Below are 23,306 nucleotides of genomic sequence, written 5' to 3' on the forward strand. Positions count from 1 at the left end.
GAGCCCGCAGGCCCACGCCTGCGGGCTCGCCGCGTACGGCGGGAGTCGGCATGGCCGGTGTGGCCGGTGTGGCCGGAAATCCGGTGGTACCGGGCGGCGGTGGGACGGGAGAGTGGGGTGCATGGATCATGTGACGCTCTCGGACGGCGTCGTCACCCTCACCCCCTTCCGGGCGGGTGACGCCGACGCCCACCTCGCGGGCGAGGACGAGCAGTTGGTGCGCTGGCTGGCCGGCAAGCCGAGCACCCGGGCGTCCGTCGAGGAGTACATCCGGCGGTGCACCGCGCAGTGGGCGTACCGCGGGCCCTCGCGGGTCTTCGGGATCCGCACCGGGCCGGAGCCGGTCCTGGCCGGCACCATCGACCTGCGGTTCGTGATGCCGTGCCTCGCCCCCGGCCAGGTCAACATCGCCTACGGCCTCTACCCGGCCTGGCGCGGCCACGGCCTGGTCACCCGGGCCGTCCGGCTGGTCTGCCGGTACGCGGCGGAGGAGGGCGCGGCCCAGGGCGTGATCCGGGTCCACCCGGAGAACCTCGCCTCCGCCGCCGTCGCCCGGCGGACCGGTTTCCGCTACGCCGGGCCGCTGACCGAGCCGAGCGGCGAGCGGCTCGACTGGTACGTCCGCGACCTCGTGGCGGGCCCGGCGACCGGTCCTGACGTGGACGCGCCCGGAGCAGTCGGTGAAGGTTTGGCGCACGCCCGTACGATTTGACGGGTATTGCTCGGTTTACGGACCGTCAGGACTTTGCCACCGTCCGCAGGCGCTCCTACGCTCCGGCAACATGCCCTCACCCCTGATCAGCGTCGTAATCCCCGCCTACGACCAGCAGAAACAGCTCGCGGACTGCCTGGACTCGCTGCTCGCCCAGTCCTTCCGCGGCTTCGAGGTGCTGGTGGTCGTCGACCGTTCCCCGGACGCCCCGGTCCAGCTCGCCGAGCGGTACGCGGCCCGCCACCCCCAGGTCACCGTGCTGCACCTGGACGCGGCCGTCGGCGTCGGCGTCGCCCGCGACGCGGGCGCGGCCCGGGCCCAGGGCGCGTACCTGCTGTTCCTGGACGCCGACCACCTGCTCGCCCGCGACGCCCTGCGGACCTTCGCCGACCACCTCGACCGCACCGGGCCGGTGGACGTGCTGCTGTTCGGGCACACCCGCGAGCACGCCGGCCGGGAGTGGCCGGGCGGCGCCGAGGCGCTGCTGGCCGCGGCCGGCCCTGAGGTCTTCGGCCCGCTGGACCACCCGGAGCTGCTGGGCGCCCCCGCGCTGATCTGGGACCGGCTGCTGCGCCGCGAGCACTGGGTGCGGCAGGGCCTGGCCTTCCCCGACGGCCGGTACGAGGAGGTCCCGACCGTCCACCGGGCGATGCTGACCGCCGAGCGGATCGCCGTGCTGCCGCGCGCCTGCGTGCAGCTGCGCCGCCGGGAGACCGTCCACCCGACCGGCTCGCCGGGCAGCAGCAGCTTCGACATCTTCGACCAGTACGAGCGGAGCTTCGCTCTGCTCGACGAACTCTCGGCGACGGCGGGCCCCGCCCTGGACGCCGTCCGCGAGGCCCTCTTCACCCGGATGATCCGGCACTACCTGTTCGTCTTCGACCTGGCGGGCTGCGTCACCCGCGCCGAGCGCCCGCAGTTCTTCCACCGGGCCGCCGAACACCACCGCCGCTTCCAGCCCCCCGGCCACCGCCGCCCGGGCGGCCGCGAGGGCGTCAAGTTCTCCCTCCTGGCCGGCGGCGCCTACCCGGCCTTCGAGGTCGCCAAGCTCTCCCAGATCGCCCGCACCACCCTCACCGGCCGCCGCTGAGACCGACCACCGCTCGCCCTCGGCCGCCCGTCACCCCGACGGGTAGCCGAGGGCCTCGACGGCCGGCCGCAGCCGGTCGAGCGTCACCTCGGGGTTGAGCGCGGCCACCACCCCTGGCGTCAGCGGCCGCAGCGCGTGGATGTGGCGGACCGCGTCGAGGTCCACCGGGCGCCCGTGGTAGTCCTCGGCCCAGTCCCGGTAGGCCTCCGCCGTGCCCTCGACCAGGAGGCCGAAGAGGTGGCCCGCGCCGTCCGGATCGTCGCCGTGCCCCTCGTCGAACTCGACCTCCCCGGTCCGCCACCGGTCGTCGCCGGCCTCCCGCCACAGGCAGACGGTCACCTCCGGCACGTCGTCCCCGTCGGCGGACAGCTCCTCGACGCACGCCCGGAAAGCCTCCGGCACGGCGTCGAGCACCCCCGGCCAGACCGTGCCGTCCCCCGCGTACGGGCTCAGCGGCGACTCGTGGTCGAAGCCGTGGACGAACGCGCCCGCCGCCGAGAAGACGATCCCGTAGGAGTCGCCGGCGCCGTTGTCCATCCACGCCCGCTCCCGCCCCGGCGACGGCCGGCCGGCGAAGCCGTGGCGCCGGTAAGGATCGTCGGGCGCGAGGACCGCCTCCAGCGTGGCCAGCGCGCGGCACCGGTCACGCAGGACGGGGACGGCCGGCAGCCGGCGGGCGATGTCGTGGACGCTCATGGCGGCATTCCACCAGATCACTCCGACAGCTCCGGCGGCGCGGGTCAGGTGTGGGCGGTGCCGCCGGTGGTGGCCAGGGTGGTGGCGATGCGGTGGTTGGTTTCGGTGCGGAGGGCGTCGGGGAGGGGCGGGAGGACGTTCATCCAGAGGGAGAGGGTGGAGCCGAGCAGCTGGCGCTGGCCCTCGGGGCGGGCGATCAGCCAGAAGTGGAGGTGGGCGGCGCCGTCACCCCAGCGGTTGACGTGGACCCGGCCGATGCCGCCGAGGGCGAGGATCGCCGCCTCGACCCGCTGGAGCATCGGGCCGAGTTCGGCGGCCCGGGCGGGCGGGAGGTCGAGCAGGTCGTGGTGGGCGCGCGGCTGGAGCAGCAGGACGGCGGGCAGGCCGTTGGGCACGTCGTAGGTGCACAGCCGCCAGTGCTCGTCGGTCCAGAGGAACTCGTCGTCGGGGCGGGCGCACTGGGTGCAGTCGGCCGCTCCGGCCGCTCCGTCGCGGGGCGGCTCGGGCAGTTCGGGGGCCTCCAGGGACCGGACCCGCAGCTCGCCCTCGTACGGGAAGATCGGCCAGGAGTGCGGGCCGTCCGCGGGGAGCGGCAGGGTCTCACCGATCGGCAGGTGGGCGCGGAAGCGGTGGCCGGGGTCTTCGCGGTCGATGATCATGTCAGGCGAGGGTGCCAGACAGCCGGGCACGAGCGCCACCCCTTAACGGCACAGCGGCGGGCGCGGTGGGATGATCGGCGGAGCCGCCCCCGCCGCCCGTCACCGCCCGGGAGGACCCCGCCGTGAGCCGCCCCGACACCCCGCCCGGAACCGCCCTGGCCCGCGAACTGTCCGCCGTGCTGCGCGGCGAGGTCCGGTTCGGCGCCGCCGAGCGGACCGTCTACAGCCACGACGCCTCCAACTACCGCCACCTGCCGCTCGGCGTGGTCAAGCCCGCCGACCTGGACGACGTGCGCACCGCGCTCGCGCTCTGCCGCCGCCACCGCGTGCCGGTGGTGCCGCGCGGGGCCGGCACCAGCATCGGCGGGCAGGCGATCGGCCCGGGCGCGGTGGTCCTGGACTTCCGGCGCCACCTCGGCGCCGTCCTCGACGTCGACCCGGAGCGCCGCACCGCGCGGGTCGAACCCGGCACGGTGCTGGACGACCTGCAGCGCGCCGCCCGCCCGTTCGGGCTGCGGTTCGGGCCGGACCCGTCCACGCACAGCCGGTGCACCCTGGGCGGCATGATCGGCAACGACTCCTGCGGCCCGCACTCGGTGGCCTGGGGCCGGACCGCCGACCACGTCGAGTCGCTGGACCTGCTGCTCGCCGACGGCACCGAACTGACCGTCGGCGGCCCGCTCACCGCCGCCGAACGCGCCGCCCTCCGCACGCTCCCCGGCCGGGTCGGCCAACTCCACCACCGGCTCCAGGAGTTCACCGACCGCAACCTGGCCGTCATCCGCCGGGGCATGCCCGAACTGCCGCGCCGCACCTCCGGCTACCCGCTGGACGCCCTGCTGCCCGAACGCGGCCACCAGCTGGCCCGGGCGCTCACCGGCACCGAGGGCAGCTGCGCGCTGCTGCTCGGCGCCACCGTCCGGCTGGTCGAGGACCCGCCCGCCCGGGCCCTGGTGGTGGCCGGCTACCCGGACGAGACGGCCGCCGCCGACGCCGTGCCCGCGCTGCTGCCGCTGGGCCCGCTCACCGTCGAGGGCATGGCCGCCGACCTGATCGCCGCGCTGCTCGCCGCCGGCCCGCGTCCGCCCGCCCTCGACCGGCTCCCCGACGGCGCCTGCTGGCTCTTCCTGGAGACCGGCGGCCCGACCCCCGCCGCCGCCCTGGACGCCGCCCGCCGGCTCGCCGACGCGGTACGGCGCGAGCGCACCGCGACCGTCGCCCTGGTCACCGACCCGGCCGAGCAGCGCCAGCTCTGGGGCATCCGGGAGGCGGGCGCCGGGATCGTCACCCGCAGGCCGGACGGCGGCGAGGCCTGGCCCGGGTGGGAGGACTCGGCCGTGCCGCCCGAGCGGCTCGGCGACTACCTGCGCGACCTGCGGGCGCTGCTGCGCCGCAACGGCCTGCGCGGCGTCCCGTACGGGCACTTCGGCGAGGGCTGCGTCCACCTACGGATCGACTTCCCGCTCACCGAGCCCCAAGGGGTGCTGGTCTTCCGGGAGTTCATGGAGCAGGTGGCCGATCTGGTGGTCTCGTACGGGGGTTCGCTCTCCGGCGAGCACGGCGACGGGCAGGCCCGGGCCGAGCTGCTGCCGCGGATGTACCCGCCCGAGATCATCGACCTGTTCGGCGAGTTCAAGCGGATCTGGGACCCGGAGAACCTGCTCAACCCCGGCGCCCTGGTCGACCCGCGCCCGCTCGACGCCGACCTGCGGTTCGGCGGCCCGCAGCGCGCGCTGCCGCTCGCCCTGCCGTACGAGCGGGACGACGGCAGCCTCGCCAAGGCGGTGCACCGCTGCGTCGGCGTCGCCAAGTGCGTCGACCCCACCACCGGTGTGATGTGCCCGAGTTACATGGCCACCGGCGAGGAACGGCACTCCACCCGCGGCCGGGCCCGGCTGCTCGCCGAGATGCTGCGCGGCGAAGCGATCCCGGACGGCTGGCGGTCGGCCGAGGTCCGCGAGGCGCTCGACCTCTGCCTGGGCTGCAAGGGCTGCGCGAGCGACTGCCCCGTGCACGTCGACATGGCCACCTACCGGACCGAGTTCCTCCACCAGCACTACCGGCACCGGCCGCGGCCCGCCGCGCACTACGCGCTGGGCCGGCTGCCGCTCTGGCTGCGCGGCACGGAACTGGCCGGCGGCCTGGCCCCGGGCCTGGTCCCCGCCCTGGTCAACACGATCGCCCGGTCACCGGCCGCCGGCGCGCTCAAGCGGCTCGCCGGGGTGGACCCGCGACGGGTGCTCCCCGTCCTGCCGCCGGAGCCGTTCACCCGCTGGTACCGGCGGCACCGCGCCGCCCACCCCGCCCCGGCCGGCGCCCGGCCCGTCCTGCTCTGGCCGGACACCTTCGCCAACCACCTCCAGCCGGAGGTGCTGCGCGCCGCCGTCGAGGTGCTGGAGCACCTGGGCTTCGACCCGCGTCTGCCGGCCGGCCCGGTCTGCTGCGGCCTCACCTGGTACTCCACCGGCCAACTCCCCGCCGCCCGACGGGTGATGCGGCGCAGCCTGGCCGCGCTCGCCGCCACCGGGCTGCCGGCCGGCACGCCGGTCGTCGGGCTGGACCCGAGCTGCACCGCCACCCTGCGCGAGGACGTTCCACGGCTGCTCGGCGCCGAGGGCCGCCCGGTGGCCGAACGGACCCGCACCTTCGCCGAGTTCATCGACGAGTACGCGCCGGACGCGCCGCTGCCGCGCCTCCCGGTCAGCGCCGTCACCCAGACCCACTGCCACCAGCACGCCGTCCTCGGCAGCGCGGCGGACCGCCGGGTGGAGCGCCGGATGGTCGTCGACAACCGCGTGTTGGACTCGGGCTGCTGCGGCCTGGCGGGCAACTTCGGCTTCGAGCGCGGGCACTTCGAGGTGTCGGTGGCGATCGCCGAACGCGTCCTGCTCCCCGAGGTCCGGGCCGCCGGGCCGGACACCGTGATCCTCGCGGACGGCTTCAGCTGCCGCACCCAGATCGCCCAACTCGGCGAGGGCCGCCGGGCGCTGCACCTGGCGGAGCTGATGCAGCGGGCGCTGCACGCGCAGGGCCCGGACGGCCGCGCGGCAGACCGCGCGGCAGACCGCTCGGAAGACCACTCCGCCGACCGCGCGGACGGCTGACAGGGCGGGGTCCGGCCGCCACAATGGCGGGATGACGATCAGCACCGCCGAGGCGGACAAGATCCTGGCCGACAACTTCGCGCCCTGGGTGCAGGCGCTCGGCCTGTCGGTGGCCGACACCGGCGAACGGCACGCCGTGCTCCGGCTGCCCTGGTCGGACCAGCTGGCCCGGGAGGGCGGCGCGCTCTCCGGCCAGGCGCTGATGGCCGCCGCCGACACGGCGAGCGTGATCGCGGTGTCGGCGGCCCGGGGCGGCTTCGGGCCGATGACCACCGTCCAGCAGTCCACCAGCTTCCAGCGCGCGGTGACCGGGCGGGACGTCCTGGTCCACGCCCGGATCACCAAGCTGGGCCGGCGGATCGCCTTCCTCGACATCACCCTCACCGCCGAGGGCGAGGAGGAGCCGGCCGCCCACGCGACCACCGTCTACGCGCTCGGTTGAGCCCGCCGCCGCGCCACCGGCCCGAACCGATCAGACGCCCTGCGGCGTCTCCAGCACCTCCTTCGAGCGCGGCGGGTCCTCGGCGCAGACCGCTGTCACGAACTCCGCCAGCCGCGCCTGCGGCATGCCGCGGGCGATGTCCGCCTCGCTGATCATGCCGACCAGCTCGTGCTCCGGGTGGTTGATCACCGGCAGCCGGCGCACCCGGTACTGCTCCATCACCCGCAGCACCTGTTCGACGTCCTCGTCCGCCTCCACCGTCATCGGCCGGCCCTGGGCCAGCTCGCCCGCCGTCACCGTCTCCGGATCCAGGCCCTCGGCGACGCACTTGAGCACGATGTCGCGGTCGGTGACGATGCCCAGCAGCTTCTGCCGCTCACCGCAGATGGGCAGCGCCCCGACGCCGCGTTCCTTCATGATCCGGGCCGCGCTGGCGAGCGTCTCGTGCTCGCGCACGCACTCGGCGCCCCGGTGCATGATGTCGCCCGCACTGGTCATGATCGGCCTCCTGACCTGGCTGCCACTCCCACACGTCCATCCTGGTCCGGCCCCGGGACCCCCGCCACCGGGCCCGCTACGCCGGCCCCGCCTCCGGTCCGCCGCGCTCCGGCGGGACCGGCGGCGGGTCTCTTGGTGGATCCGCCGGCGGGTGGTCCAACAGCTCCTCCAGCGGCGGGAGTTCGAGCTGTTCCACGCCGCGCACCTGGGGCGGCTCCGGTTCCGACTCCGGCTCCGGAGCGGCCTGCTCCGGGGCGGGCCGCTTCAGCTCCTGCCGCTGGACGTCGGCCGCGCTGTCCAGGAACCGCAGCAGCTCCACCGGGAACGGCAGCACCAGCGTCGAGTTCTTCTCCGCCGCCACCTCCACCACCGTCTGCAGCAACCGCAGTTGGAGCGCCGCCGGGGTCGAGCTCATCACCGCGGCCGCCTCCGACAGCCGCGCCGACGCCTGGTACTCGCCGTCCGCCGTGATGATCCGCGCCCGCCGCTCCCGCTCGGCCTCCGCCTGCCGGGACATCGAGCGCTTCATCGACTCCGGCAGGGCGACGTCCTTGATCTCCACCCGGTCGATCTGGATGCCCCAGCCGAGCGCCGGGCTGTCGATCATCAACTCCAGGCCCTGGTTGATCGGTTCGCGGTTGGCCAGCAGGTCGTCCAGTTCGCTCTTGCCGATGATCGACCGCAGCGAGGTCTGCGCGACCTGGGAGATCGCGAAGTTGTAGTCCTGCACGTTGACGATCGCCTTCACCGGGTCCTCCACCCGGAAGTACACCACCGCGTCCACCCGGACGGTCACGTTGTCCCGGGTGATGCCCTCCTGCGCCGGGATCGGCAGCGTCACGATCTGCACGTTCACCCTGCGCAGCCGGTCCGCCACCGGCACCAGCGCCACCAGTCCGGGCTCCCGGACCTGCTCGCGCACCTTGCCGAACCGGAACACCACACCCCGCTGGAACTGCTGCACTACCCGCAGACTCAGGGCCGCCCAGGCCGCCCCGAGCGCGGCCAGCCCTCCGATGGCCCCCAGCACCGCATCGACGATCATCGCGGCCTCCTCGCGGGCTCCGCGCGGCACCGACCCGCACGCCGGTTCACGGGCGGGTTCGCACGCCGGATCGCGCACTGGTTCGCGCGCTGGTTTCATGCGCCCGGTTTCGCGCACCGGCGGGTTCCGGCCGCCGGAACGGCTGATTCCACGCTACGCCTGCCCGGCAGCCGCCGGGACGAACCCGATCCGGCCCCCGGACCGCCCTAGGATCGGCCCATGCCGTCCCCCGACGCCGACCCCGCGACCGACCCGGAGCACCCGCGCCACCCCGCCGAGGCGGCCGCCCGCGCGACCGGCCTCGCCACCCTGGACCGCGTCGTCACCGGCTGCCGCGCCTGCCCCCGCCTGGTCGACTGGCGCGAGGAGACCGCCCGCACCAAACGCCGCGCCTACCAGGACTGGGACTACTGGGCCCGCCCCATCCCCGGCTTCGGCCCACCCGACGCGCCGCTGCTGCTGGTCGGCCTCGCCCCCGCCGCGCACGGCGCCAACCGGACCGGCCGGATCTTCACCGGCGACCCCTCCGGCGACCTCCTCTACGCCGCGCTCCACCGCCTCGGCCTGGCCAACCGCGCCGAGTCCGTCCGACACGGCGACGGCCTGGAACTGCGCGGCGTCCGGATCACCGACCCGGTCCGCTGCGCCCCGCCCGACAACAAGCCCAGCACCGCCGAACGCGACACCTGCCGCCCCTGGATCACCCGCGAGCTCGAACTGCTCCGCCCCACCGTGCGCGCCGTCGTGGCCCTCGGCGGCTTCGCCTGGCAGGCCCTGCTGCCGGCGCTCGACACCGCCGGCTGGGCCCTCCCCCGGCCCCGACCGGCGTTCGGCCACGGCGCCCACGTCACGCTGCCGGCGCGGGACGGCGGCCCGCCGCTCGACCTGTTCGGCTGCTACCACGTCAGCCCGCGCAACACCAACACCGGACGGCTCACCACCGCCATGCTCCGCGACCTGCTGAGGACGGCCGCCCGCACCGCCGGCCTCGACCCGACCGAGGAGCCGGGCGAGGAGGGGACCGGGACGCCGACCGGGGCATCGGGGGCGCTCAGCTGAAGCGGGCCAGTTCCTCGCGGGCCGCCCGGGCCCACACCTCCGGCAGGGCCAGCCGGGCCCGTTCCGCCGCCGCCAGTTCCTGCCCGTACAGCACGCCGTAACCGAACGGCTCGGCCGAGGCGCCCGCCTGGTCGCGCAGCGCGGTCGCCGCCACCACCGCGTCCTGGTGTTCGCCCAGCACCTCTTGGACGGCCTTCATCCGCTCGACGTAGCGCTCCGCGGCCCGACCGGCCACCGGCACCGCCGTCTCCCCCGCGTACCGGGCCCGCTTGGCGGCCTTCCGCGCCTCGTGCAGCGCTTGATCCCGGGCCTCGGCCCGGCCCTCCCCCTCGTCGTCCGCCAGTGCCGCCCGCACCCGCTCCGCCGTCCGCCGCTGCTCCCGGGCGGCCACCCGGGCCAGCTCCGGACCGGCCGCCCGGCCCGCCCGGCCGCGCAGCGGCGGGTCCGCCAGCAGCGCCGCCAGCCCGTCGGCCAAGGCCTTCCGGCGCGGACTGTCCACGGCGGCGACCACCTCCGGCCACACCCGCCGGTACTCGGTCCGCCCCCAGCGCTCCAGCTCCGCCGCGACCCGCTCCGGCCCGCACTCCGCCGGCAGCTCCCGGGCCCGCGCCGCCAGCCGTTCGCGCAGCACCTCCCGGTCCCGGGCCCGTCCCAACGCCGCCGCCAGCCAGCGGAGTTCGGCGACCAGCTCATCGGTGGCCGCCGGTGCGAGCAGCCGCCGGTACGTGCGGAAGGCGCTGCGCAGCCGACGACAGGCGACCCGCATCCGGTGCACCGCGTCCGGCTCGTCGGCCCGCACGGCGGCGTCCAACCCGGCCAGCACCTCGGCCTGCGCCCGGACCCGCCCGAGCACCACCTCACCCACGGTGACCGTACGTCCGGCCATCCGCCCTCACCCCTTCCTGGGGGCCTCCCGGAGGGTCATGACCTCCGGACACGCCTCCCAGGCTAATCCGGCGACCCCGCCCCCGGCAGAGCGCCTTCAGGCCACCGACGGCCGTCGCGGCGGAGCGCCTCACCGCCCGGCGCAATCGACTCGCGGTCGGCTGCGAGGCCCGGTCGGGCCGGAAGGCCGGGTCAGCGCGGTACACGACCCCGCCGGGGGTGGGGATCCGGTTCCACGCCACCGACGGCGGTCGGCCGGGCGGTGGGGTGTGGTGCCCCACCGCCCGGCACGATCAACTCTCAGTCGGCTGCCGGGCCCGCGAGACCGGCTCAACGAGGCACACGGGCCCACCCCGGGCAACCCAGCCCTGCGCCGCCACCGACAGCGGCCGGCCGGGCGGTGAGGCGGAGTGCCCCACCGCCCGGCGCGATCAGCTCTCGAATGGCTGCCGGGCCCGCGAGACCGGCTCAACGAGGTAGACGGGCCCAACTCGGGCGACCCGACTCTCCGGCCGCCACCGACGGCGGTCGGCCGGGCGATGGGGGTGCCACCGCCCGGCGCGATCAGCTCGCGGTCGGCTGCGGGGTCCAGCGGGGCCGGAACCCCGGGTCGGAGGAGTACACGGGCACGCCGATGCTGGGCAGCCGGTGCTCCTGCGCGATCACGAACCCGCGGGCGTCACCGGCGGCTGTCCTCTCGACGGCCTGCTGCCGGGGTTCGGCTTCGGCTTCGGCCTCGGCGACCTCGACGGCCTCCTGGATCTCCACAAGCTCCTCGGCCACCCCGGCCGCCCCGGCCGCCGGCTCCTCCGGAGCGAGCGGCAGCAGCCGGCGCAGGCGTTGGCGCCAGCCCATGACCGGTTCCGGTATCGAGCTCATGCCTGCCTCCCTCCAGCCGCTTGTCTCCTCGTGTATAGCGGATCGAACGACCTTGCACCACAGGTTTGTTCGGCACCGCCGAAGCCGCCCCCGAGGCGAACGAACGACCACCGCGGGACAAACGCCGTCCCGATCCCGCCACAACCCCCGACGCACCCTCGTGCCCGGCATAAGCGTCATGACATACTCCGGAGCGTGACGACTTCCACCCACGCGACGAGGGCCCTGCGGGCCGCGGTGTTCACCGCGCTCGCCGTGCCGTTGTCCGCGCTGGGCCAGGTGGTCATCACGGGTCGTCCGCTGCCGTTCACGCTGGTGGCGGTGGCGACCGTGGTCGTCTTCCTGGTCGCCTCCGCGCTGTCCGGTGCGGAGCGGCGGCTGGTGCACATCGCGGCCGTGATGGTTCCGGTCGAGCTGCTGCTCAACACGACGTTCAACCTGGGCCAGTCCACCTGTGGACCGGTCCTCGGCGGCGACCTCCCCGCCCGCGGCGTGAACCTCCTGGTCTGTGGCGGCGGTTCGGTGGACGGCTCGTCGTTGCTCTACGGCCAGCTGGGGCACTCCGGGCGACTGGCGCCCGCCGCCACCCAGTTGCTGCTCCTGCTGGTGCACCTGGTGATCGCGCTGGCCGCCGCCGCCTGGCTGCGGCTCGGCGACGCCGCGCTGTCGGGCCTGCTGCGGGCGCTTCGCGCGCTGCGCCAGGCGGTCGCGGCCCCGCTGCGGGCGCTGGTCCTGCTGCTGGTCCCGGCGCCGGCCCGCCCGGTGCTGCGGATGCCGCTGCCGGTCTCGGACCGCCGCCGGCCGCGCCGCGAGGACGTGGTGCTGAGCCCGGCGCCCCGCCGCGGCCCGCCCGTGTTCGCGCCTGCCTGCTGACGAGACCCCCGACCGCCTCTCACGAGGACGGCCTCTCAGGAGACCTCCCGGGTCCTCGCGCGGGCGGCGCACGACTCCGCCGTTCCGAATCCCCGCCCCCTCCGGCCCGCCGGCAGCGCTGTCGCGCGCCCGCGCCGGGCCGAGGAGTGGCAACCCCCGCGCGCCCCGCGGCGCGCCCCCACCACGGAGTTGACCGAGCATGGCTCACCCCAACCAGAAGCCCTCCCGCAAGCAGGCCCAGAAGATCAGCGCCCGCGAGCGCATCCAGGAGGCCCAGCGCCAGGAGAAGCAGGCCGCCAAGCGCCGGCAGCGGATCGTCGTCGGTGTCTCGATCGTCGCCGTGCTCGCCCTGGCGGGCGGCACCGCGCTGGCGATCAACACGGCCGGCAACGACAAGTCCTCGTCCACCGAGGCCGTCGAGCCGACCGCGATGGTCGTCCCGGCCAACACCTCCGGCCCGGACGGCACGGTGATCACCTACGGCAAGGCGGACGCCCCGCACACCCTCCAGGTGTTCGAGGACTTCCGCTGCCCGGTCTGCAGGACCTTCGAGACCACCAACGGCGACACCGTCAAAAAGCTGGTGGACGAGGGCACGGTCAAGGTCGAGTACCACCTGGCCGCGTTCCTGGACAAGAACCTCGGCGGCAAGGGCTCGCGGACCGCGCTGGCCGCGATCGGCGCCGCCGCCAACGAGGGCCTCGACAAGTTCAAGGCCTACCACGACGTGCTGTACGCCAACCAGCCGGACGAGCGCGAGGACGGCTTCGGCGACGTCAACCAGCTGCTCTCGCTGGCCGACAAGGTGCCGGGGCTGAAGACCGACGCCTTCGTGAAGGCGGTCACCGACCGGACGTACGCGCCGTGGGCGAAGAAGGTGGCGGACGCCTTCAACGACAGCGGCGTGACGGGCACCCCGACCGTGAAGCTGGACGGCAAGACGATCACGCTGTTCAGCGGGAACAAGGCGGTCACGCCGGAGCAGTTCACCGCGCAGGTGAAGCAGGCCGCGGGCTTGCAGTGAGCACCACCGGCCCGGCCGATCTCCCGGCCGGGCCGGCCCCCTTCCTCAGCCACCGGAGTGCTCTGTCATGACCGCACCGACCGCTCTGCCCAGCTCCGCAAGCTCCGCCGGTTCCTCCCGTTCCACCAGCCCCGACCCGGCCGCCCCGGGCCCGGTACTGATCGGCGCGGGCCGGGTGTACTCCTGGTTCCTCTTCCTCGCCGGACTGATCGGGCTGGCCGCCTCGGCCGTCCTGACCTTCGACAAGCTCCGCATCCTGGAGGACCCCTCCTACATCCCCAGCTGCAACATCAACCCGGTGATCAGCTGCGGTTCGGTGATGCGCACCGAGCAGGCGGAGGTGTTCGGCTTCCCGAACCCGCTGCTCGGCCTGGCCGCGTTCGGCGCGCTCGCCGCGATCGGCGCCGGGCTGCTGGCCGGGGCCGCGTACCGGCGCTGGTTCTGGCTCGGCCTCCAGGTCGGGACGGTGTTCGGGGTCGGCTTCACGCACTGGCTGATCGACCAGGCGCTGTACGAGATCGGCGCGCTCTGCCCGTACTGCATGGTGGTGTGGGCGACGGTGGTCCCGCTGTTCTGGTACACGACGCTGCACAACCTGCGCTCCGGGGTGATCCCGGTCGGGCCGCGGGCCGCCGTGGTGGTGCGGGAGGCGGCGCGCTACCACTGGGCGCTGCCGGTGCTCTGGGCGGCGGTCATCGCCCTGCTGATCCTCAACCGGTTCTGGTCCTACTGGTCGACGCTGCTCTGACCCCCGCGCGGTCACCGGACGCCACTCGCGCGGGCCAACACCCCGCGCGGGCGGGCGCCGCGGCTCGGAGGATGAAGGCGGCCACGGCCGTCCCCGGCGGTGGCCGGACCTCCCGAGGAGTTGAGGACCATGGGCACGCAAGGCCCCACGTTCAACATCAGCAGTGACGATCTCGCCCTGGACGAAGAGGGCAAGGTCAGCATCGCGAACCCGGAGCTCGCCCAGTCGGTCGCGAGCATCCTGGCCTTCACACCGAACCCGACGCACACCTCCGGGACCGTCAACAACTGCGCCGGCGGCAACTGCGCGGCCGGCTGCGGCAAGCCGAAGTGACCGCGACCACCGCCGAGCCGTCGCCGTTCGACCAGGAGTTCGCCGACTCCGTCCGGCCCGACCGGCTCCAGCTCATCCTGCTGCCGACCGAGCAGTGCAACTTCCGCTGCACGTACTGCTACGAGGACTTCGAGATCGGACGGATGGCCCCCGAGGTCGTCGCCGGCGTGAAGAACCTCATCGACCGGCGCGCCGCCGGACTGCGGCACCTCCAGGTGTCGTGGTTCGGCGGGGAGCCGATGCTGGCCCGCGCGATCGTCGAGGAGGTGGCCGAGCACGTCCGGCAAGCGCAGCGGCGCCACCCGGAGCTCGCCTACGGCAGCGACATGACGACCAACGGCTATCTGCTGGACGGCCGGACCGCCGAGCGCCTCTCCGGCCTGGGCGTCCGGTCCTACCAGGTGTCGCTGGACGGCCCGGACGCCTTCCACGACCGGACCCGGGTGCGGGCCGACGGCCGGGGCACCTTCGAGCAGATCTGGCGCAACCTGGTCGAGATCCGCGAGGGCTCGGCGGACCTGCGGATGATGCTGCGGGTGCACCTCACCCCGGAGAACCTGCCGGCGATGCCCGGGTTCCTGACCCGGGTCCGGGACACCTTCCTCGACGACCCCCGGTTCCGGGTCTTCCTGAAGCGGGTGGTGCGGCTCGGCGGGCCCAACGACGCGACGATGGAGGTCATCGGCCGCGACGAGCGGCAGATCGACGAGCTGCGGGCGCTGCTGACCGAAGGCGGTGGCCCGGAGCGGCTGTTCACCGCCGAGCAGGTCTGCTACGCCGCCAAGGCGAACTCGCTGCTGGTGCGCGCGGACGGCCGGCTCGGCAAGTGCACGGTGGCGCTGTCGGACGCGGCCAACGACATCGGCCGGCTGCGGCCGGACGGTTCGCTGGAGGTCGACAACCCGAAGCTGCGGCCCTGGCTCCAGGGCTGGGCGGAGCGCGATCCGGAGCTGAACGGCTGCCCGTACTCGGCGTTCACCAGCACCCGGGCGCCGGGGCGTACGCAGGCCGCCGCGCTGCCGCTGCTGCAGATCGCCGCCCGCCCGCCGGTGCCGGCGCCCGCGGGCTGAGCCACCGCCGCTCCCGCCGCCCTCCCACCGCCGCTCCCCCGCCCCTCCCGCCGGGCCGTCAGCCGAAGACGGCCCGGCGGAAGGCGTTGCGCAGGTCGGTGAGCGGTTGGAAGTCCCGGTCGTAGTGGACCTTGTTGGTGAGCAGCAGCGCCCAGCGGCCCTGCCGGCGGGAGACCCAGACGCCCGTCCCGGTGAAGCCGTAGTGGACGAAGGTGCCCTCGGCCGGGTCGGTGCCGGCGGCGCAGAGCCAGGAGAGGCCACGGGCCGGCTCCAGCCCGCCGGTCTGCTCCCGCAGCGACTCGGTGAGCCAGGGGTCGTCCCAGGGCGCTCCGGGCGGCGGGGCGAGCAGCGCGGTGAGGAAGCGTTCCAGGTCGTGGGCGGTGGAGAAGGCGCCGGCGTTGCCGGAGACCCCGCCGAGCAGCCGGGCGGACGGGTCGTGCACGACGCCGCGGAGTATGACGCCGAGGCCCTCCTCGTACTCGGTGGGGGCGGTGCGGTCGGCGAGTTCCGGGCCGAGCGGCCCGTAGCGGGTGTCGGTCATGCCGAGCGGCCGCCAGGTCTGCCGGGCGGCGAGTTCGTCGAGCGGCGCGCCGGCCAGCGACTCGACCAGGAGGCCGAGCAGGACGGCGGCCCGGTCGGTGTACTCGACCGCGCTGCCGGGCGGGCGGTGCAGCGGGGCGGCGAGCAGTCCGGCCCGGATCGCCGCCGGGTCGCGGCCGTAGAGCTCGGCGAACCGGGTGCGCAGCGGCAGGCCGGCGGTGTGGGTGAGGAGTTGACGGGCCGTGACGGCGCCGACCGGGTGTCCGGCGGCGGGCGGCCAGTACGCGCCGAGCGGCCGGTCGAGCGGCAGCCGGCCGTCCCGCCGGAGCACGCCGACGCACGGCCAGAGCGCGATGACCTTGGTGACGCTGGCCAGGTCGAAGACCGTGTCGTGGTCGGCCTCCCGCGCGGCGTGGGCGCCTCGGCCGAGCACCCCGGTCCGGCCCCGGCCGCGGACGCCGCCCGCGTCGCCGACCGACCAGACGCCGCCGGTCCCCACGGTGCGCAGGCCGGTGGCCACCAGCCGTTCCAGGGGCCCGCCGGGGGCGGCGAGTTCGGGCAGCGGGGCGACCCGCGTCGGTCCGGTCATGAACCCTGCCCCCGTCCGTCCGCCGACGACCCCGCCGGCGCTCCCCGTCGAACCCCCGGGGAGCCTACCCGGCGGGGCGGCGGTCAGACGGCGGACGCGCCGCCGAACTCAGCGCCGCCGAACTCGGCGCCGCCGAACTCCTTGCCGAGGCAGATGCTCTGCTCGTGCTCGCGGTAGAGGCCGAACTTCTCGACCGCCGAGTAGCCCTCGGAGGCGTACAGCGCGATCGCCTCGGGCTGCTCGGTGCCGGTCTCCAGGATGAACCGGGTGCGGCCGGCCTCGGCGGCGGTCCGCTCCAGGCGGCGCAGCACCGCGCGGGCCAGGCCGCGGCCGCGCGCCTCGGGGCGGACGAACATCCGCTTCAGCTCGGCGTCGCCGTCGCGCAGCCCGAACGGGCCGGCCTGCTTGGCGCGCCAGCCGCCGCAGGCGACCGGCGCGCCGTCGAGGTAGGCGATCAGGAAGAGGCCGGCCGGCGGCTCGAAGTGGTCGGGGTGCAGCTCGGTGAGGTCGGCCTCGCCGTAGCGGCGGACGTACTCCTGCTGCACCTCGGCCGTGAGGAGCCGGGCGTCGGGGTGGCCGAAGCCGGTGATCCGGAACTCGACGCGGTCTTCCGAGGTGCGGTCGCCCGGGGCGTCCTGCCGGACGCCGCCGCCGGTCGTGGTGCTCTCCATGGTCGTCAAGCCTACGGCCCCCGCTCAGCCGGCCGTCGGGCGGGCCTCGAACCGGGTGACCAGCGCGTCCTTGCCGAACATCCGGGCGGTGTCGACGGCCGACGGCGTCCCGGCGGCCGGGTCGGCGCCGCCGGCGAGCAGGGCGTCGATGACGTCCTCGCTGCCCTTGAAGACGGCGCCGGCCAGCGGGGTCTGGCCGCGGTCGTTGGCCCGGTTCGGGTCGGCGCCGCGCTCCAGCAGGGCGGTGACGGCGGCGGCGTGGCCGTGGTAGGCGGCGAGCATCAGCAGGGTGTCGCCGCGGTCGTTGGTGAGCTCGGCCGGGGCGCCGGCGTCGACGGCGCCGGCGAGGGTGACGGTGTCACCGGCCCGGGCGGCGTCGAACAGGGCGCCGGCCAGGGCGATCAGCTCGGCGTCGGGGGTGTCGGTCATCTGTCGGCCTTCCTCTGGGTCTCACGACACGCGAACGGGATGGTTGCGCGTCCATTCGAGCGAACTTCCCGGCACCCCCGGAAACTTCCCGATCGGCGGACGGGAATGGCTCGCACGCCGAATCCAGGCGGCCCACCGCCGTCGGCGGGACGGTTCGCCCACCGCCGTCCGGGTCACGGCCCGGGTCCGGCCGGGAAAACCACCCATTTGCGCCGTTCCATCATCTATTACTTTTTGTCACGATGATGGCACTTTCTGTGACACTGTCCCCGCCCCCTCCCCGAGGAGCAGAACGTGATCCTCTCGATTTCCGGCATCGTCCTGTTCGGCACCATCGCATTCCTCTTCTTCCGCAGGGACGGGCTCAAGGTCTCCCATGCCATCGTCTGCGCCCTGCTCGGTTTCTACATCGCCGGTTCCTCGATCGCACCGAGCATCACCGCGGGCGGCGCCAGCCTCGCCAGCCTGCTCGGCGGCCTCAGGTTCTAGCGCCTGCTCCTCCCCCGTCACGGGCCCGGGCGCGGATCCCACCGCCCCGGGCCCCCGTCGTTCCCGCAGACCCCCGACCGTCCCACTCGCCCGGGAGCCAGGAATGCCGCTCAACCGCCACCACCTCAGCAAGGGCCGCGAGCTCGCCCGCACGGCCGGCGACCACGCCTCCGACATGTTCGCGCCGCTCACCGTCATCGGCCGCGGGCTGCGCCACCACGTCGGCTGGGCCAAGGGCCGCTGGCAGGCCACCCCCAAGGAGCGGCGCGGGCCGACGCTCTTCCTGGGCGCCGCGATGCTGCTCGGGATCTACCTGCTGCCGCACGGCCTGCTGTTCGCCCTGATCGCCCTGATGGCCAGCGCCGCCTGGGCCGGCCGGGCCCCCAAGGCCCCGCCCGCCCCGCCCGAGCCGGACGTCGCCGAGGTCAAGCTGCCCGCCCTGTACGCGGCGCTCACCCCGTACCTGGCCGGACCGGAGGACCTCAACCCGCTCTACCACCACGAGGGCAGCTACAAGAACGTCTTCGGCGGCTGGGAGTTCGACGCCGAGGGCCGGCTCGCCCGGCTGGAGCTGGCCTACCCGGCCTACTTCACCGACACCGAGCCGGCCGCCCGGGCCCGGGTCGAGCAGGTCGTCCAGGGCAAGGCCGGCCGCTCCCGGGAGTACCGCTTCGACTGGGACGAGGAGTCCAACAAGCTGCGGATCGCCGCCCTGGCGCCGCTGCCCACCGACATCGCCGCCCAGCGCTTCGTGACCGCGCCCGGCGAGATCGTGCTCGGCTTCACCGACGAGGACGGCAGCAACCGCACCATCCCGGTGCAGCAGGGCGGCGCCGTCACCCAGCAGCCGCCGGTGGTCTGGCGCACCGGGCCGCGCTCGGCCGAGCCGCACCTGCTGGCGCTGGGCACCGCCGGCTACGGCACCTCCAGCCTGATCCGCTCGATCGCGCTCCAGGCGCTGCCCTTCGCCGACCTGGTGGTGGTCGACGGCGCCGGCACCGGCGAGCACGCCTGCCTGGTGAACCGGCCCGGCGTGCACACCGTCGAGACCAGCCTGCACGGCGCGCTGGCCGCGCTGCAGTGGGCCGCCCAGGAGACCGAGCGCCGGCTCACCGCGCTGAACGCCGCCCGGCACGCCGGCGTCGCCCCACCGGAGGACGTCACCCGGCCGCTGTGGCTGCTGCTCGACCACCCGACCGAGCTGAGCGAGCTGGCCCACGCCGAAGGCCGGCCGGACCCGCAGGACCTGCTGGAGCTGCCGCTGCGGCACGGCCGGGCCGCCCGGGTCACCGTGGTCGTCGCCGACGACATCGAGGCCCGCGACCGGATCACCCCGAGCGTCCGGGCCACCACCCGGGCCCGGGTGGTGCTCGGCCCGACCGGCCCGGAGGAGGGCCACGCCGCGCTCGGCACGCCGCTGGACATCGTGCCCGCCGCTCTCGCCCCGACCGGCCGCGGCTACGCCCGGATCGGCACCGGCACCCCGGTCCGGCTCCAGGTGCCGGCCACCGTCGACCCGCTCGACGAGGAGGCGCCGGCCGCGCTGCGGGACGCGGTGATCGCCCTGCTGCCGCACCGCGACACCCGGACCGAGGCGGCCGCGCCCGCCGCCGTCCCGCCGCGTCCGGACCTCCCGCCGGCCGTCCCGGTGGAGCTCGACCCCGACCCGCGCGCCGGGGTGGACCTCGCGAAGGGTCCGGGCGCGCTACGCTTCCGCCCGCTCGCCTGAGCCGGCGGGCAGCGGGTTCGGGAGGGGCGGCGCGGGCCGTCGAATCCCGTCCGGGTACGCTCGTCCGGGAAAGGCCGACCGATCACCAGATGTGAAATAGGTGACACCTGGGGTGATATCACCGGCCAGATGTGACAAATCGGGCGCTGGTGGGTACAAACAGGGGCGGCACGACAGACGACGCATGTCCCGGGACGGGAATCTTCGTCGGAAGCCGAGCGTTGACCGAACGACGAAGAACAGCGACCACTAGTCCTGTGGGCCATAAGCCCGGGAGGCACGATTCATGAGCGAGCGAGCTCTCCGCGGCACGCGACTCGGGGCCACTAGCTACGAGACCGACCGTGGTATCGATCTGGCCCCGCGCCAGACCGTCGAGTACGCATGTCAGAACGGACACCGATTCGAGGTTCCTTTCTCGGTCGAGGCCGAGATTCCCTCTGCTTGGGAATGCCGCTTCTGCGGCCAGGAAGCGATGCTCCTCGACGGTGACGAGCCGGAGGAGAAGAAGACCAAGCCGACGCGTACCCATTGGGACATGCTGATGGAGCGCCGGACGCGCGAGGAGTTGGAGGAGGTGCTGGCCGAGCGGCTGGCCGTGCTCCGCTCCGGTGGGATGAACCTCGCGGTGCACCCGCGGGACACCCGCAAGAGCGCCTGACCCACCCCGCTCCCGCCACCCGGCGGGGGCACGCGAAAAGGGACCCTGGTCACCAGGGTCCCTTTCGCGTTGCCCGGATCGAGCCGGATCGAGTGGGGCCCGGGCGCGCGAGGCGCCCGAGCCGGGGGGCTCAGCCGTTCAGCGGCGGGCGGTAGCGGGTGTCCGGGCCCTGCGGTCCGGCCGGACCGGCGCCCGGCTCGACCACCTCGCCCTGGATCACCTTGCCGTCCGGGCGGTGGATGCGCAGCTGCTCCTGGAGCCGCATCGCGTCCGCGAACGGGTCGGCGCCGACGGGGGTGGCGGAGCGCAGCGCCTTGTCGGCGACCTTGCGCCCGGCCGCCCGCCAGAGCGCCCGGGTCGGCGGGAACAGCAGGGTCAGCGCCAGGACGTCCGACAGGAAGCCGGGCACGATCAGCAGCAGGCCGGCCAGCACGGTGAGGCTGGTGCCGGTCTGCGGCTGCTGGGACTGCGGGTCCCGGCTCTGCTCGATCGCCGCCGACAGGGCCTTCAGGCCCGCCCGCTTGATCAGCGAGCCGCCGATCACCGCGCCGGCGATCAGCAGCAGCACCACGGTCAGGCCGCCCAGCCACGAGCCCACCTGGACCAGCAGCCAGATCTCCAGCACCAGCCAGGCGGTGATCAGCAACGGCAACACGCGCCGGAGCCTCGAACGCGGCGCCGGACGGGCAGGGGTAGCTTGCTGGGTCACGGTACGAATCCACTCCACGCGGTGCTCTGCGCGCCGCACGGGAGGTCCGGGCCGGCTACGGCACCACCTGGTCCAACGATCCGCCCCCGGCCGGTGTTCCGAACAGGGGCGACCCGCTGGCAAGGGACACGACCTAGGCGGCCCGGCGGCGCCGCACGGTGAGGGCGATCGCTCCCGCGCAGGCGAGCAGGCCGGCCAGGGCGAGCGTCCACTCGGGGACGGCGCCCAGGCGGTCGGCGACGGTGGTGCCGTCGCGCAGCGGGACGGTGGCCGACAGCTCGGCGGCGGTCAGCTCCTCGGTGCGCTGCACCACCGAACCGTCCGGGGCGATCACCGCGCTGATGCCGCTGGTCGCGGCGATCAGCACCGCGCGGCCGTGCTCGACGGCGCGCAGCCGGCTCATCGCGAGCTGCTGCTCGGGCTGGCCGGTCTTGGCGTAGGTGGCGTTGTTGGTCTGCACGACGAGGATCCGGGCGCCCTGGTCGACGGTGTCGCGGACGATCTCGTCGTAGGCGACCTCGAAGCAGATGACGTCCCCGATCCGGGCCGGGCCGAGCTGCATGACGCCGTTGTGGTCGCCGGGGTAGAAGTCGCGGGCGACCCGCTGGAGCCGGGTGATCACCTTGGACAGCTGGTCGCGGAAGGGCACGTACTCGCCGAACGGCACCGGGTGCTGCTTGGTGTAGGAGGCGCCGGGACCGGTCTTCGGGTCCCAGACGATGCCCTCGTTCTGGACGTGCTGCTCGTCCGGGCCGTCGACCAGGGTGCCGACCAGGGTGGGCACGCCGATCGTCCGGACCGCCTGGTCGATCCGCTGGAAGGCGAGCGGGTCGCTGAACGGGTCGAGGTCGGAGGAGTTCTCCGGCCAGATCACGATGTCCGGCTTCTCGGCCCGGCCGGCCTTGATGTCGGCGGCGAGCTTCTCGGTGGCGGCGGCGTGGTTGTTGAGGACCATCATCGGGCGGCCGAGGAAGTCCATGCCGGGGTTGGGCACGTTGCCCTGGATGATCGCGACCTTGACGGTGTCGGCGGGCGCGGTCGGCACCGGCACCAGGTAGCCGGCGAGCAGCGCGGCGACCGCGCCGAGCCCGGCCGCGGCGGCCTGCGCCGGGCGGCGGGCGGCGCCGCGGCCGGTGGCCCGGACGGCGGCCCAGGCCAGCAGGGTGCCGGAGAGCGCGACGGCGAAGGTCACCAGCGGGGCGCCGCCGAGCGCGGCCAGCGGGGTGTACGGGGTGGCGGTGTTGGCGAAGGCGAGCCGGCCCCAGGGGAAGCCGCCGAGCGGCAGCCGGTCGCGGGCCCACTCCTGGGTGATCCACAGGCAGGCGCCCCAGAGCGGCCAGCCGGGCAGCCGGGAGGTGAGGGCGAGGCCGGCGCCGAGGGCGGCCAGGAAGAGCGCCTCGACGATCGACAGGCCGATCGTGGCGTCCCAGCCGATCACCCGCAGCCAGCTGAGCAGCATCAGGAAGAACGGCAGGCCGAAGGCGAAGCCGGTCCAGGCGCCCTGCCGGACGGTGCGGCCGCGGGTGAGCAGCGACAGCGCGGCGACGCCGAGCAGCGAGAGCGGCCACAGGTCGAAGGGCGGGAAGGCCAGGGCGAGCAGCAGTCCGGCGAGGGCGGCCAGCCCGGTGCGCGGCAGACCGGCCCGGACCCTGGCGAGGGCCCGGGCGGTCCGGCCCGGGCCCGCTGCCTCGTCGGGGGTCTGGGGCGCGGTCCCGGACCGCTCCTGGGTGACGGGCATGGCCACCGTCGCACCATCTCTCTCGACGCCGTCTCGCGGGGGTAGCTGGACGGCTGTTCGGACGCTGTCCGAAGAAGGTACCCCGTCCGGACACCGAACCGTGAGGTGAGGGTCGTTTCGGGCAGCGGTCCGGCAGCGGTTCAGCGCGGAGCGTAGCGGACCTCGCGCAGCGGCCAGTCGGCGAGCCAGGCGGAGACGGCGCGGTGCAGCGGGGCGTCCAGGCCGGCGCGGTCGGCGCGGACCCAGGAGCTGACCTTGGCGACGGCCTGCTCGGTGCGGTCGGGACAGACATAGACGCAGCCGATGACGGCGTCGCCGGGGAGCTCGCGGACGGTGTAGGTGAAGCCGCGGCGGGCCTCGAAGTCGGCGGCGTGCCGGCGCAGGTCGGCGAGGTTGCGGTCGAGGGTCATGCCGTCGACCGGGGGCCAGTGGCCGTGCTCGAAGCCGGGGGTGGCGCGGATGTGCTCGATGCTGCCGCTCCAGGCGGCGTGGTCGGCCTCGTTGTGCTGCTCGCCGAGGGGCTCCAGGCGGAACCCCTCGGCGGTCAGCGTGCGGGGGACGGTGAAGTCGGCGGGGACGAACGGCTGATCGGTCATGGGACCAACCTAGGACGCGCCCGCCGCCCCGATCATCC

Annotated in this window: 25 protein-coding genes; 13 read left to right on the top strand and 12 right to left on the bottom strand. The window is 74.8% G+C overall.

The window, feature by feature from the left end:
* Positions 1-121: 121 nt before the first annotated feature.
* Both AB0N76_RS20390 and AB0N76_RS20395 read left to right on the top strand, forming a co-directional pair.
* Positions 122-712 carry a GNAT family N-acetyltransferase gene (locus AB0N76_RS20390; RefSeq protein WP_363558889.1) on the top strand — a complete coding sequence of 197 codons (591 nt, stop codon included), beginning with the start codon at positions 122-124 and terminating at the stop codon, positions 710-712.
* 70 nt (positions 713-782) lie between these two features.
* A complete protein-coding gene (locus AB0N76_RS20395; RefSeq protein ID WP_363558890.1) occupies positions 783-1,802 on the top strand; it encodes a glycosyltransferase family 2 protein in 1,020 nt (339 codons plus the stop codon).
* Between the two features lie 30 nt (positions 1,803-1,832).
* Here the strand turns inward: AB0N76_RS20395 and AB0N76_RS20400 are convergent, their stop codons facing one another.
* Positions 1,833-2,498, bottom strand: coding sequence for a hypothetical protein (locus tag AB0N76_RS20400; protein ID WP_363558891.1), 666 nt, complete (start codon positions 2,496-2,498; stop codon positions 1,833-1,835).
* A gap of 44 nt (positions 2,499-2,542) precedes the next feature.
* Complete coding sequence (locus tag AB0N76_RS20405) at positions 2,543-3,157, bottom strand: hypothetical protein (protein ID WP_363558892.1); 615 nt, start codon at positions 3,155-3,157, stop codon at positions 2,543-2,545.
* A gap of 122 nt (positions 3,158-3,279) precedes the next feature.
* Here AB0N76_RS20405 and AB0N76_RS20410 point away from each other — a divergent pair, with 122 nt between their 5' ends.
* Together AB0N76_RS20410 and AB0N76_RS20415 are read left to right on the top strand one after the other, a co-directional pair.
* Complete coding sequence (locus tag AB0N76_RS20410) at positions 3,280-6,261, top strand: FAD-binding and (Fe-S)-binding domain-containing protein (RefSeq protein ID WP_363558893.1); 2,982 nt, start codon at positions 3,280-3,282, stop codon at positions 6,259-6,261.
* 31 nt (positions 6,262-6,292) lie between these two features.
* Positions 6,293-6,703 carry a PaaI family thioesterase gene (locus AB0N76_RS20415; protein WP_363558894.1) on the top strand — a complete coding sequence of 137 codons (411 nt, stop codon included), beginning with the start codon at positions 6,293-6,295 and terminating at the stop codon, positions 6,701-6,703.
* Between the two features lie 30 nt (positions 6,704-6,733).
* On the opposite strand, the gene AB0N76_RS20420 is transcribed toward AB0N76_RS20415, so the two are convergent.
* Positions 6,734-7,201 carry a CBS domain-containing protein gene (locus tag AB0N76_RS20420; RefSeq protein WP_363558895.1) on the bottom strand — a complete coding sequence of 156 codons (468 nt, stop codon included), beginning with the start codon at positions 7,199-7,201 and terminating at the stop codon, positions 6,734-6,736.
* Positions 7,202-7,277: 76 nt separating this feature from the next.
* Complete coding sequence (locus tag AB0N76_RS20425) at positions 7,278-8,246, bottom strand: slipin family protein (RefSeq protein ID WP_363558896.1); 969 nt, start codon at positions 8,244-8,246, stop codon at positions 7,278-7,280.
* A gap of 219 nt (positions 8,247-8,465) precedes the next feature.
* On the opposite strand from AB0N76_RS20425, the gene AB0N76_RS20430 reads away from it, so the two are divergent.
* Entirely contained in the window at positions 8,466-9,305 is an 840-nt protein-coding gene (locus AB0N76_RS20430) for a uracil-DNA glycosylase (protein ID WP_363558897.1), read from the top strand.
* Here the strand turns inward: AB0N76_RS20430 and AB0N76_RS20435 are convergent.
* Both AB0N76_RS20435 and AB0N76_RS20440 read right to left on the bottom strand, forming a co-directional pair.
* A complete protein-coding gene (locus AB0N76_RS20435; RefSeq protein ID WP_363558898.1) occupies positions 9,298-10,191 on the bottom strand; it encodes a CHAD domain-containing protein in 894 nt (297 codons plus the stop codon). The two genes, AB0N76_RS20430 and AB0N76_RS20435, sit on opposite strands and share 8 nt — an antisense overlap.
* 563 nt (positions 10,192-10,754) lie before the next feature.
* Positions 10,755-11,069 carry a hypothetical protein gene (locus AB0N76_RS20440; protein WP_363558899.1) on the bottom strand — a complete coding sequence of 105 codons (315 nt, stop codon included), beginning with the start codon at positions 11,067-11,069 and terminating at the stop codon, positions 10,755-10,757.
* A 195-nt stretch (positions 11,070-11,264) separates the two neighbouring features.
* Between AB0N76_RS20440 and AB0N76_RS20445 the strand changes: the two genes are divergently transcribed.
* From AB0N76_RS20445 to AB0N76_RS20465, 5 genes are all read left to right on the top strand, one after another.
* Entirely contained in the window at positions 11,265-11,942 is a 678-nt protein-coding gene (locus tag AB0N76_RS20445) for a hypothetical protein (protein WP_363558900.1), read from the top strand.
* Positions 11,943-12,141: 199 nt separating this feature from the next.
* Positions 12,142-12,966: a thioredoxin domain-containing protein gene (locus AB0N76_RS20450; RefSeq protein ID WP_363558901.1), complete on the top strand. Its 825-nt coding sequence runs from the start codon at positions 12,142-12,144 to the stop codon at positions 12,964-12,966.
* Between the two features lie 67 nt (positions 12,967-13,033).
* The gene (locus AB0N76_RS20455; protein WP_363558902.1) at positions 13,034-13,714 is read left to right on the top strand and encodes a vitamin K epoxide reductase family protein; all 681 of its coding nucleotides are present in this window, start codon (positions 13,034-13,036) and stop codon (positions 13,712-13,714) included.
* 129 nt (positions 13,715-13,843) lie between these two features.
* Positions 13,844-14,047, top strand: coding sequence for a hypothetical protein (locus tag AB0N76_RS20460; protein WP_363558903.1), 204 nt, complete (start codon positions 13,844-13,846; stop codon positions 14,045-14,047).
* The gene (locus AB0N76_RS20465) at positions 14,044-15,117 is read left to right on the top strand and encodes a radical SAM protein (RefSeq protein ID WP_363558904.1); all 1,074 of its coding nucleotides are present in this window, start codon (positions 14,044-14,046) and stop codon (positions 15,115-15,117) included. Before AB0N76_RS20460 ends, AB0N76_RS20465 begins: the two co-directional genes overlap by 4 nt.
* A gap of 58 nt (positions 15,118-15,175) precedes the next feature.
* Here AB0N76_RS20465 and AB0N76_RS20470 read toward each other — a convergent pair whose 3' ends face one another.
* The 3 genes from AB0N76_RS20470 to AB0N76_RS20480 all read right to left on the bottom strand — a co-directional run bounded on the left by AB0N76_RS20470 (position 15,176) and on the right by AB0N76_RS20480 (position 17,346).
* On the bottom strand, positions 15,176-16,246 hold the full coding sequence (locus AB0N76_RS20470) for a serine hydrolase domain-containing protein (RefSeq protein WP_363558905.1): 1,071 nt from the start codon (positions 16,244-16,246) through the stop codon (positions 15,176-15,178).
* Between the two features lie 83 nt (positions 16,247-16,329).
* Positions 16,330-16,917 carry a GNAT family N-acetyltransferase gene (locus AB0N76_RS20475; RefSeq protein ID WP_363558906.1) on the bottom strand — a complete coding sequence of 196 codons (588 nt, stop codon included), beginning with the start codon at positions 16,915-16,917 and terminating at the stop codon, positions 16,330-16,332.
* 24 nt (positions 16,918-16,941) lie between these two features.
* Positions 16,942-17,346 (bottom strand): ankyrin repeat domain-containing protein, encoded by a 405-nt coding sequence (locus AB0N76_RS20480; protein WP_363558907.1) that lies wholly within the window; start codon positions 17,344-17,346, stop codon positions 16,942-16,944.
* Between the two features lie 294 nt (positions 17,347-17,640).
* On the opposite strand from AB0N76_RS20480, the gene AB0N76_RS20485 reads away from it, so the two are divergent.
* The 3 genes from AB0N76_RS20485 (at position 17,641) to AB0N76_RS20495 (ending at position 20,225) form a co-directional block, all read left to right on the top strand.
* A complete protein-coding gene (locus tag AB0N76_RS20485) occupies positions 17,641-17,835 on the top strand; it encodes a hypothetical protein (RefSeq protein ID WP_360208039.1) in 195 nt (64 codons plus the stop codon).
* Between the two features lie 103 nt (positions 17,836-17,938).
* A complete protein-coding gene (locus AB0N76_RS20490) occupies positions 17,939-19,564 on the top strand; it encodes a hypothetical protein (RefSeq protein WP_363558908.1) in 1,626 nt (541 codons plus the stop codon).
* Positions 19,565-19,850: 286 nt separating this feature from the next.
* The gene (locus AB0N76_RS20495; protein ID WP_345286024.1) at positions 19,851-20,225 is read left to right on the top strand and encodes an RNA polymerase-binding protein RbpA; all 375 of its coding nucleotides are present in this window, start codon (positions 19,851-19,853) and stop codon (positions 20,223-20,225) included.
* Positions 20,226-20,355: 130 nt separating this feature from the next.
* On the opposite strand, the gene fxsA is transcribed toward AB0N76_RS20495, so the two are convergent.
* From fxsA to AB0N76_RS20510, 3 genes are all read right to left on the bottom strand, one after another.
* Positions 20,356-20,973, bottom strand: a complete 618-nt coding sequence (gene fxsA / locus AB0N76_RS20500) for an FxsA family membrane protein (protein WP_363558909.1) — start codon at positions 20,971-20,973, stop codon at positions 20,356-20,358.
* Positions 20,974-21,067: 94 nt separating this feature from the next.
* Positions 21,068-22,672 (bottom strand): apolipoprotein N-acyltransferase, encoded by a 1,605-nt coding sequence (gene lnt, locus AB0N76_RS20505; protein WP_363558910.1) that lies wholly within the window; start codon positions 22,670-22,672, stop codon positions 21,068-21,070.
* Between the two features lie 140 nt (positions 22,673-22,812).
* Positions 22,813-23,268: an N-acetyltransferase gene (locus tag AB0N76_RS20510; protein ID WP_363558911.1), complete on the bottom strand. Its 456-nt coding sequence runs from the start codon at positions 23,266-23,268 to the stop codon at positions 22,813-22,815.
* Positions 23,269-23,306 lie beyond the last annotated feature (38 nt).

Origin of the sequence: Kitasatospora sp. NPDC093806, assembly GCF_040683335.1 — a bacterium.
In the GTDB taxonomy this organism is placed as follows: Bacteria; Actinomycetota; Actinomycetes; order Streptomycetales; family Streptomycetaceae; genus Kitasatospora.